Below are 10,291 nucleotides of genomic sequence, written 5' to 3'. Positions count from 1 at the left end.
TTCGCAAGAGATGCGATGGATGTCTGATTATTTGTAGTCATAAATTTAAGTCCCCACTTGTTTTTAAGTGGGGACTAAATTAAGGCTTATAGGATGAATTCATAAGGTGTGTTCAGCGGACGCTTACAATCAAAGTTCAAATACTAAAAACCCGTCTAGATTGTTCAATTTAGACGGGTTTTTATCATTATGTATGGTTCAAGATGCTGATGAATTGATACCAAATCTAGAAACAGGCGGTTAGCTAACCGCCTGTAACTTTGGGGAATCTTGGTTCACAATAGTTTCAAATCGTTGAATTTCTTCTTCCAAATGCGTCAGTAAATTTTGCATTTTTGGCAGCGCATTACGACATGCGGTTAAACCAACTTCAAGCTTATCTAAATAGCTGGTCATGGTGATATTAAGCGCTTGACCATCCAAAACAATAGACGCTGGGTAGAGCGCTTCTAAACGTGCACCATTCCAATATAACGGCTCTTGTGGGCCGGGAACATTCGAAATGACCAAGTTAAAGGCCTGACGTTTTGGCATGAAGCCTGATGCAATATTTAAACCTGCTGCACTGTAGACAAAAGCACTGTAGTTTAAAATTTGATTCGAGTTCATACGCTTAAAGCGCTCTTTGGCATTGAGCACACTACGACGCACAATCTTCAACCGTTCTAGCGGATCTTCTTTATGGGTTCCAAGATTGGCCAAAATCATGGTAATACGGTTAGACATATCTGAATCATCGGTACGCACAGATGCAGGCACCATGGCAATCAATGGCTTTTTAGGTAAAGCATTTTGTGTAATTAAATATTCACGTAATGCGCCTGAACAAATTGCGAGCACAATATCGTTAATTGTTACGCCGAGTGACTTGGCAATATGTGACAAACGTGAAAATTCAAAAGACTGAGCAGCGAAACGACGAGAAGAACTAACCCGTTGGTTTAATATTGAACTCGGCGCTTGGAAACTAGACACATAATCTGGGTTACGCCCCATATCTTTCATTACTGTTTGTGACAGTTCGTACAAAACTCGTGGACTTGAGTCAAGTTGTCCCTTAATGGTCGATAACAGACCTTTCATACGACTGGATTTAGGCTGTTTCAGGCGTTTTGCACGAGGGCCTTCTACACACCATGGTGGCACAATTCTTTTAGCATCTGGGTCATGCGAAAGTGATTTTTCAACTAAACGCATACCTGCAATGCCATCGACCATCGCGTGGTGGATTTTGAAGTACATAGCAAAACGATTGCCTTCAATGCCTTCAATAATATGGCAAGTCCAAAGCGGTTTCGCACGGTCAATCAGCGCACTGTGTTCTTGAGAAATATAAGTCAAAAGTTCACGAATACGACCGGGATGCGGCAGTGCGATATGGCGGAAGTGATGATCTAAATCAAACTCTTCGTCTTCATCCCAAAAGAAGCCGTTGAGTTTATTGTTAAAAGGAGGAATAGGAATGGATTTTGAATTACGAATATCTGCGACTAAATCTTGAATAAAAGTATCTGGTGCATTGTCAGGGATCTGAAATAAAAATAGACCACCTACGTGCATCGGTTGTTGCCGTTTCTCTAAATTTAAGAATATGAAATCAATAGGATGTAATGGACGCATAGCGTTGATTGCCTCACTGCAATTTCTACAGCTGCTCATGTATGAGTAGCATTGTTAGAATTATTAAATTGTCATTTGCAGTATAGCGTTTTTACGTTGAAATGATACGGAATTATGTGTATCGATGCGTTGAAAAAAACCACTGCTATGCAGTGGTTTTGTGATCTTTATTTTTTCATGTTGCCTGCGTGTAAGCCGCATTCTTTATGGGTTGCATCTTCCCACCACCAGCGACCTTCACGTTCGTGTTGATTCGGTAAAACAGGACGAGTGCATGGCTCACAGCCAATCGAGATAAAGCCTCGTTCGTGTAGTGGATTATATGGAATTTCCATTAGACGGATATAGTTCCATACATCAGCGCTAGACCAGTTTGCCAAAGGATTATATTTAATCAATTGCTTGCCCGGACCTGAAAAACCGGGGTCTGCTTGTACCACAGGAATTTCATTACGTGTGCCAGGGCTTTGGTCCTTACGTTGACCTGTGATCCAGCCATCTAAAGTGGCTAGTTTTTTACGCAAAGGTTGTACTTTTCGGATACCACAGCATTCTTTATGTTCATCTTGATAGAAGCTAAAAAAGCCCTTTTCTGTCACCAGTTTTTGTACCGCATCACTTTTTGGGAAACAGATTTCAATATCAATTTTATAATGTTTACGGACAGTATCTAAAAATTGGTAAGTTTCAGGGTGTAAGCGACCGGTATCTAAACTAAATACACGAAAAGGAATCCCTAAGTTCGATGCAAGATCAATCAGTACAACATCTTCTGCACCAGAAAAGGAAATCGCAACTTCACCTTGCTGGCTAAGCGCAAGTTTCATAATCTCAGAAGGTGATTTATCTGCATATTCAGATGCAAGTGCATCGACAAGGTCAATAGTAGGGATGGTAGTCATGAATGTCCTGGCTATAGGCTTGGAACGTTAAAACCTATATTAATTTATTTCAGAACTATTTTAATGGAAATGCTAAAACACACTTATCACTAAAAAATAGATACTTATGAAAAAAATAGATTTAAAAAAGAACAATGCATTTTTTTATTCTTCCGCTATGATAATGAAAAATTTTTTTCACATAACAGAGGGTAGAGTGCATGGAAGTCGTTTGTTTAGATCTAGAAGGGGTTTTAGTACCTGAAATTTGGATTAATTTTGCGAAAAAAACAGGCATTAAAGAACTTGAAGCAACGACTCGTGACATTCCAGATTACGATGTGTTGATGACTCAGCGTTTAAATATCCTAAAACAACACGGTTTGGGTTTAAACGATATTCAAGACGTAATCGCAGATATGGGGCCATTTGAAGGTGCAAAAGAGTTTGTAGAGTGGGTGCGTACTCATTTTCAATTGATTATTCTTTCAGATACTTTCTATGAGTTTGCACATCCATTAATGCAGCAACTTGGTTGGCCAACGATTTTCTGCCACAAATTAGAAACTGATGAAAATGGTATGATCTCAGCTTATAAGCTTCGTCAACCTGATCAAAAGCGTAAAGCCGTTCAAGCATTGCATGGGTTAAACTTCCGGGTGATTGCAGCAGGTGATTCTTATAACGATACGACGATGCTTGGTGAAGCAGATGCGGGTTTCTTATTTGATGCGCCTGACAATGTGATTGCAGAATTTCCACAATTCCCACCAATTCATGGCTATGCTGCATTAAAAGAAGCGATTCGTAATGCTTCAGTTCGTGATATTCCAGCTTAATTCTGTATAGCTGGTTATAGAAAAGGGCGCTTATGCGCCCTTTCTTGTTTAATGCAAAGCTGTTCTAACAACTTAGAAGCGATAGCCTATTTTCAAACCATAGCCAAGCGCATGGTTATCTTCAAATTCACCTACTGGATTACCACCAGTTTGAGCAGTAGCATCACCTAACCAGAAGTATTTAACACCTGCTTGGATGAAATAGTTTTCAGCAGGACTATATTGACCACCTAGACCAACATTCCAATTCCCTTCAACAGGGCCTAAAGTCGTAATAGGGTTACCTGCACCAGAGTCATAACCCACAGCTGCAGTACCCGCCCATTTATCATTGAACTTACGAGAAATACCTGTAGTGATTGAGTACTGATCGTCAGAATAATCAATTAAATTGTTGCCGCCTGAACGTTGGAATAATGCTTGCGGTGTTACTGCAAATTGATCCCAATGAACCCAGCGAAGGTTAGCAAAAGCTAAAGTGTTTGCAGCAATACCAGTTTGTAAATCTACGTTTACAGATTGCGGTGTAATTGCATCAACACGAGCGTCAGCTAAACCGATCGTAGTACCTGTAGGTAGAGTAACACCAGGAGCAACAGTCATAGGAGATGAAAGCGTATAAGTTTCTTCACCAGTTGCTTTGTGCTTGATTTCTGAACGATACGTTACAGAAGCTTTTAAAGCAATTTTTGGAATAGAGTAGGCGAAACCTGCTAACCAACCATATGCTTCTTCTTCAGCAATCTTGATGTTATAACCAGAAAGGCCTTGGTAAGCTAAACCACGGAGTTTGATATCTGCTTCAACAGTTTGCCATACTGGACCTGCATAGAAGTTCCAGTTCTCTGTTGGTTGGTAACCAATTAACGCTGTTAGGTTTTGTGTATCAACTTCAACACTTGTACCCGTGCCGTTTGAACCGAAGAAAAGTGAATTGCTGTCGTATGCTGCATCTGCACCATACGGTTGATCATAGATCAAACCTAAAGAAATTTTATCAGTCGCTTGTACTTTAATTGCTGCTGAAGGGAAGTAGTAGTCTTCACCCATGTCATCAACTTTATTTTTCAGTAAATCTTGACCTTCTACTTTTGGGTCTAAAATAGAAATGCCAGCTTCTGCATAGTTACCAGGTTGTAAGAATGCTGAAATAGACTGACCTGAACGATCTAGACCCGCTGCAAATAATGATGCTGTTGGTAAAGCGGTAAGTAAAATTGCGTAGCTAAGGTGATTTAAGCGCATACTTTTCCCTGTTTGTAACTTTTGATGTTATTTCAATGTGTGGAAAGTAACATAAATAGAAAAACAGTAAATAAGAGTTGCTACTCTAAAATTGAACTAAGGAAGTTAAAAAATGAGCATGACTAGAGTATTTATTCTAGTGGTTGATAATTATCTTTATGATTTTTAAATGAAAAATTAGAGTAAAAAGCTTAGTTTTTGATAAAACTGTTGGTAAATTTAAATGTTTATTGTTTGATCAAACAATATGGCGAAACGAAAAAAAGTTAAGGCCATAGCGAACTATGGCCTTAAGCTTACTATTTAATTAAAATTTATAACCGATTTTTAAGCCGTATGCCCATGCATGGTTATCTTCAAATGTTGCAACATAGTCGCTGCTTCCAGCTTGTGCAGCCGTTTGAGCATCTGCATCACCGAGCATGAAGTATTTAACACCGCCAGCAATGAAGTAATTCGGTGCAGGGCTAAATTGTAAACCTAAGCCGACATTCCAGTAACCTTCAGTAGGACCAAGAGTTGATACAGGGTTACCAGCGCCTGAATCCCAACCTACAGATACGTTACCAGCCCATTGGTCATTAAATTTACGACCGACACCTACAGTTGCAGAAATCTGATCATCAGTATATTCCACAAGGTTAAAGCCATCTGGACGACCAACTAGAGGACCTACAGCTTCACTTACCTTACCAAATTTATAAGGTTGAATTGAGAAATTTGACCAGTCAACCCAACGAACGTTCGCAAATGCAACAGTGTTAGCCATGATACCAGTTTGGAAATCTACGTTAACTGACTGTGGAGTTGTGATTTTGGTTTTACCAGCTTGACCTAATGCAGCTAATTGTTCAGCTGATACACCTAAGCCGCCAAGCACAGCTGGTAAACCAGCAAAGTTCATTAAAGATAATGATTCATCTGCTTTTGCATCATGATCAATTTCAGAACGATAAGTAACAGATGCTTTTAAAGCAATATCAGGAATTTGATATGCAAAACCTGCTAACCAACCTGTCCCAGCAGTTTCTTTAAAAGTAGCATCGTAGCCATTAAATAGGCTATACGCTTGACCACGTAGACTTAGATTACCTTTTACTGTTTGGTATACACCACCAGCATAGATGCTGAAGTTTTCAATTGGCTCTACACCAAAAACCATAGATAAATTTTGAGTATCTACTTCAACTTTTGTATTGCCTTCGCCTAAGTAACCATTAGCAGCTGTAAGCGCACCATTAAGTTGTTGGAATGCAGGACTTGCTAATACTTGTTGCTTTGCAGCTGCAAGAGTTTGTTCATTTACTGGAATGTTTTGAGCTTCTAACGCAGCAACTGCTTTAGATGTAACAATATTGTTAACTGCACTTGCAGATAACACTGTGTCGCTGCCTGGTGCAGATGTGAATACGTTATTACCTGTATATTCTGCGTCAGCACCAAATGGTTGGTCGTAAATTAGACCAAAAGAAAATTTATCAGTTAACTGAAGTTTAATAGCCGCTGAAGGGAAGTAGTAATCACCCGCCATATCTTCAATATTGCGACGAGTTTCACTAGTACCAGACTCTTTACCTTCAACAGTAGGATCAAGAACTGAAATACCTGCTTCAAAATAATTTCCTGGTTGTAAGAATGCAGACATAGATTGGCCTGAACGGTCCATTGCTGCAGCAAAAGCACCTGTCATTGGAACTGAAGCAAGAATCATGGCTGTAGCTAAAGTTTTTAATTTCATTCTTCGTCATTCCTTGAGATACGAATTTGATTTTTATGGTTACTGCATATATTCGTTATGGAAAACTTCTTAATACTCTTAGGCTTAATTGTTACTCCATGTGACAAAAATAGCACAATTAAAATAAGAGTAAATGCTCTAGATTGAAAAATATGGCTAAAAGTTGCTATTTTTAGAGTAAAAGTACTAATTAGTATATATAACATTTTGATTATTATTTAATATTTTCATTTAGCGCATTATTTTCTAAACCTAGAAAAAAATTGAAAAAATTTTGATATGAGCAGTCATAAATTGATTTTTTGGCCTTATGGACCATACTATGTGTCGTTTTTTGCATTGAGAGGTAGGTGGTTAGCACATTTTAAAGCGCTATTTAACTGTTCTTAAAAATAGTCTTTGAACAGTAATCTTTGTAAAAACAATAATTAAGTTAAAAACTGTAATTGATGGGTTTTTAGTGTGAAAGGTTCTTTCTTTATATTTATTGGTATATGGGGGATTACAAATACAGGGAGGAGGGATATCTCAGAAATTGTGCGCTCTGCGGGACTCGAACCCACGTCGGTCGCTTAGGAGGCAACTGCTCTATCCAGTTAAGCTAAGAGCGCAAGACGGAGGCTAATGTACTCCTATTTTAGCTAAAAAAAAAGTTATTGCCGAAACAATAACTTTTTAAATTACTTAGTCTTTATGAACTTCATTGGGGTCAATGTCGCTCAAATCTTTAGGATTAAGATAGTTAAACATTAATAACATGACTGTAATCCAAACAGGGATCATTAGAACAGATTCCATAAAGCCCTGAGTCCACATAATAAAGAGAACTAAAGCAATAAAGATCAGAACGATGTAGTTGCTGACTGGTGCCCAAAGTGCAGGATAAGACGTTGTAAAATTCAAAATACGTTTTGCACGACGGAACTGTAAGTGAGTCATGGTAATCATCGCCCAGTTAAGGACAAGTGCACCAACCACCACATACATTAAGTGACCAAGCGCATCTTCAGGTACGAAGTAGTTTAAGAGTACGCAACCGAAAATCAGGACTGCAGAAAGTAATACCGCTGGAATTGGCACGCCACTTTTGTTGGTTTTAGCGAAAACTTTTGGAGCATTACCTTGCTTCGCCAAGCTGTAAAGCATACGGCTATTGGCATACATACCGCTGTTATAAACAGACAGTGCTGCAGTTAAAATAATGAAGTTCAGTAAATGTGCAGCCCAATCAATACCCAGTTGGCTAAAGATCATCACAAATGGACTTTTGTCTAAACCACCTAGTTCAAGCTGATTCCATGGCACAAGTGATAATAGAATAGTCAAAGAACCCACGTAGAAAATCAAAATACGAAAAACAACTTGGTTAATCGCTTTAGGAATAGTTTCTTTTGGATTTTCAGCTTCCGCTGCCGCCATACCAATCAGTTCAATACCACCGAAGGCGAACATCAAGAAAGCTAGCATGAAGAATAAGCCTTCAAAACCATTTGGGAAGAAGCCGCCTTGACTCCATAAGTTGGTAAATGATGCTGTAGAGTTGGCATCTGCTGTAAGTAGCAAATACAAACCAAATACGATCATCGAAATAACTGCAGTGACTTTAATAATCGACAGCCAAAACTCAGATTCACCATAAAACTTCACATTACCTAAGTTTACTAAAGTAATGATCACGAAGAAGAATAGTACAGATGCCCACGCTGGAATATGAGGCCACCAGTAATTGATGTATTTCGCAACAGCGGTGAGTTCTGTCATTGCCACTAAAATATAGAGAATCCAGTAGTTCCAACCTGTTAAGAAACCTGGAAATTTCCCCCAATATTTATATGCAAAATGGCTAAATGAACCCGCTACAGGTTCATGGACGATCATTTCACCCAACTGACGCATAATTAGAAAGGCGATCAGACCGCCAATGGCGTAGCCGAGAATAATGGATGGTCCAGCAGATTGAATCACATGCGCTGAGCCCAAGAATAAGCCTGTACCAATTGCACCACCCATGGCAATCAATTGAATATGACGATTCTTTAAGCCACGCTTGAGTTCGGAGGAATTGGTAGTCAAGTTACTCTTCCCGAGAATGGTTTAATTTTGGTAATTGTAATGTATAGAGAATGAATAGCCTAGTAGCTCAAAATTTATGAAAAATATTTATAGGTTTGATAACATAATTTTTGTTTTAAATGCTGAATTAAAAATTTATGAATCAATAGATTAATTTTATTTTAATTGAAATTCTGATACTTGGCTTTATATGGAAAAGGTATCAAATGTTGTTTTTTTATACTTAAGTCATGTGATTGTTAAAACTTCAATTAAACATTGTATGATGCAAAAGCGCAGAAAAGAACGCTCTGCCAAAACACAATGATAAAGATTAAGGATTCAATAAAAATGAGTTTTGCTCCCCAAATTAAAATTGCAGCGACTTATATGCGTGGTGGTACAAGTAAAGGTGTATTTTTCAAGCTAGATGATTTACCGCTTGCAGCACAACAAGCTGGAAAAGTTCGCGACCAACTTTTATTGCGTGTGATTGGCAGTCCAGATCCTTATGGCAAACAAATTGATGGGATGGGGGGAGCGACTTCAAGTACCAGTAAAACCGTGATTTTGGCAAAAAGTTCACAGCCTGAGCATGATGTAGATTATCTATTTGGACAAGTGTCGATTGATAAAGCATTTGTCGACTGGAGTGGTAACTGCGGAAACTTAACGGCAGCGGTTGGTGCATTTGCCATTTCAAATGGTTTGGTTGAGGCATCACGTATTCCTGAGAATGGTTTGTGTACGGTTCGTATTTGGCAAGCCAATATTCAAAAGACCATTATTGCGCATGTACCTATTACTGATGGTGCAGTACAAGAAACTGGTGATTTTGAACTAGATGGTGTGACCTTCCCAGCAGCCGAAGTTCAAATTGAATTTTTAGACCCCGCAGATGATGGTGAAGATGGCGGCGCTATGTTCCCTACAGGGAATTTGGTCGATACTTTAACCGTACCCGATGAAGGCAGTTTCCCAGCAACATTTATTAATGCAGGTATTCCAACGATCTTCTTAAATGCAGAAGATATTGGTTATGTCGGCACTGAACTGCAAGATGCGATCAATGGTGATGCCAAGGCATTGGCCCGTTTTGAAAAAATCCGTGCTTATGGTGCGCAGCAAATGGGTTTGATTTCAGATATTGCTGAAGCAGAACAGCGTCAACATACCCCAAAGATTGCATTTGTTTCAAAACCGAAAGCCTATACATCTTCGAGTTCTAAACAAATTTCAGAACAAGATACGGACTTATTGGTTCGTGCCTTGTCGATGGGGAAACTGCATCATGCCATGATGGGCACAGCGGCAGTTGCCATTGGTACAGCTGCGGCGATACCGGGAACGCTTGTGAACTTAGCCGCGGGTGGTGGGGAGCGAGAAGCTGTGCGTTTCGGACATCCGTCTGGGACGCTACGTGTAGGTGCGCAAGCAATTTATGAAAATGGTCAGTGGGTCGTTAAAAAAGCCGTGATGAGCCGAAGTGCGCGTGTCTTAATGGAAGGCTGGGTGCGTATTCCTGCGGATAGTTTGGATTAAGCATTTAACATCTCATTTGAAATCAGCCTCTGCTTTGCAGGGGCTTTTTTTTGCCTTTATCTTTTATATGAATAAGCAAATCATGAATTGGTATATCTTTTTATATAATATGAACTGCATTTAATATTAGAAAGTTTCTGTGATTTATGTCAGATTAATTTTGTTAGCATTTTGCGTAGCTTTACCCTGAAAAAAAGTAGCGAAACCATGCTTAAAAAAGACTTATTGACATCCTCCCCCCCTTAAACATAGGTATCTACACATTTTTTATAAATTGAATGCGATCTGAGCAATCGCATTCAGCTCATCAGACGAATACTCTGACAACAACTGAAGAGTGTTCAATAGTATTGAAAGCCCTGCCAGTATGGCAG

7 protein-coding genes and 1 tRNA gene are annotated in these 10,291 nt (G+C 39.1%); 2 read left to right on the top strand and 6 right to left on the bottom strand.

Annotation, left to right across the window (positions count from 1 at the left end):
- Nucleotides 1-240: 240 nt before the first annotated feature.
- Both FTT94_RS15610 and FTT94_RS15605 read right to left on the bottom strand, forming a co-directional pair.
- Nucleotides 241-1,620: a wax ester/triacylglycerol synthase family O-acyltransferase gene (locus FTT94_RS15610; protein WP_180171090.1), complete on the bottom strand. Its 1,380-nt coding sequence runs from the start codon at nucleotides 1,618-1,620 to the stop codon at nucleotides 241-243.
- 167 nt (nucleotides 1,621-1,787) lie between these two features.
- Nucleotides 1,788-2,522, bottom strand: a complete 735-nt coding sequence (locus tag FTT94_RS15605; protein ID WP_180026497.1) for a phosphoadenylyl-sulfate reductase — start codon at nucleotides 2,520-2,522, stop codon at nucleotides 1,788-1,790.
- 200 nt (nucleotides 2,523-2,722) lie between these two features.
- Here FTT94_RS15605 and thrH point away from each other — a divergent pair, with 200 nt between their 5' ends.
- Complete coding sequence (gene thrH, locus FTT94_RS15600) at nucleotides 2,723-3,340, top strand: bifunctional phosphoserine phosphatase/homoserine phosphotransferase ThrH (protein ID WP_078189978.1); 618 nt, start codon at nucleotides 2,723-2,725, stop codon at nucleotides 3,338-3,340.
- A gap of 72 nt (nucleotides 3,341-3,412) precedes the next feature.
- Here the strand turns inward: thrH and FTT94_RS15595 are convergent, their stop codons facing one another.
- The 4 genes from FTT94_RS15595 to FTT94_RS15580 form a co-directional block, all read right to left on the bottom strand.
- Nucleotides 3,413-4,585, bottom strand: a complete 1,173-nt coding sequence (locus FTT94_RS15595) for an OmpP1/FadL family transporter (protein ID WP_180115425.1) — start codon at nucleotides 4,583-4,585, stop codon at nucleotides 3,413-3,415.
- 307 nt (nucleotides 4,586-4,892) lie between these two features.
- A complete protein-coding gene (locus FTT94_RS15590) occupies nucleotides 4,893-6,323 on the bottom strand; it encodes an outer membrane protein transport protein (RefSeq protein WP_180171089.1) in 1,431 nt (476 codons plus the stop codon).
- A 538-nt stretch (nucleotides 6,324-6,861) separates the two neighbouring features.
- Nucleotides 6,862-6,934: transfer RNA gene (locus FTT94_RS15585), tRNA-Arg, on the bottom strand.
- Nucleotides 6,935-7,007: 73 nt separating this feature from the next.
- Nucleotides 7,008-8,396: an amino acid permease gene (locus FTT94_RS15580; protein ID WP_078189974.1), complete on the bottom strand. Its 1,389-nt coding sequence runs from the start codon at nucleotides 8,394-8,396 to the stop codon at nucleotides 7,008-7,010.
- 330 nt (nucleotides 8,397-8,726) lie between these two features.
- Here FTT94_RS15580 and prpF point away from each other — a divergent pair, with 330 nt between their 5' ends.
- Nucleotides 8,727-9,917, top strand: a complete 1,191-nt coding sequence (prpF, locus tag FTT94_RS15575; RefSeq protein WP_168379031.1) for a 2-methylaconitate cis-trans isomerase PrpF — start codon at nucleotides 8,727-8,729, stop codon at nucleotides 9,915-9,917.
- Nucleotides 9,918-10,291: the final 374 nt, after the last annotated feature.

Origin of the sequence: Acinetobacter sp. YH12027, assembly GCF_013420085.1 — a bacterium.
GTDB lineage: Bacteria > Pseudomonadota > Gammaproteobacteria > Pseudomonadales > Moraxellaceae > Acinetobacter > Acinetobacter amyesii.
Note: the sequence above shows the minus strand (reverse complement) of the source record. Positions and strands in the feature narration are given on the sequence as shown.

Coding starts and splice junctions, on each gene's coding strand:
- FTT94_RS15610 (WP_180171090.1), bottom strand. CDS start 1,620: ATGCGTCCATTACATCCTATTGATTTCATATTCTTAAATTTAGAGAAA.
- FTT94_RS15605 (WP_180026497.1), bottom strand. CDS start 2,522: ATGACTACCATCCCTACTATTGACCTTGTCGATGCACTTGCATCTGAA.
- thrH (WP_078189978.1), top strand. CDS start 2,723: ATGGAAGTCGTTTGTTTAGATCTAGAAGGGGTTTTAGTACCTGAAATT.
- FTT94_RS15595 (WP_180115425.1), bottom strand. CDS start 4,585: ATGCGCTTAAATCACCTTAGCTACGCAATTTTACTTACCGCTTTACCA.
- FTT94_RS15590 (WP_180171089.1), bottom strand. CDS start 6,323: ATGAAATTAAAAACTTTAGCTACAGCCATGATTCTTGCTTCAGTTCCA.
- prpF (WP_168379031.1), top strand. CDS start 8,727: ATGAGTTTTGCTCCCCAAATTAAAATTGCAGCGACTTATATGCGTGGT.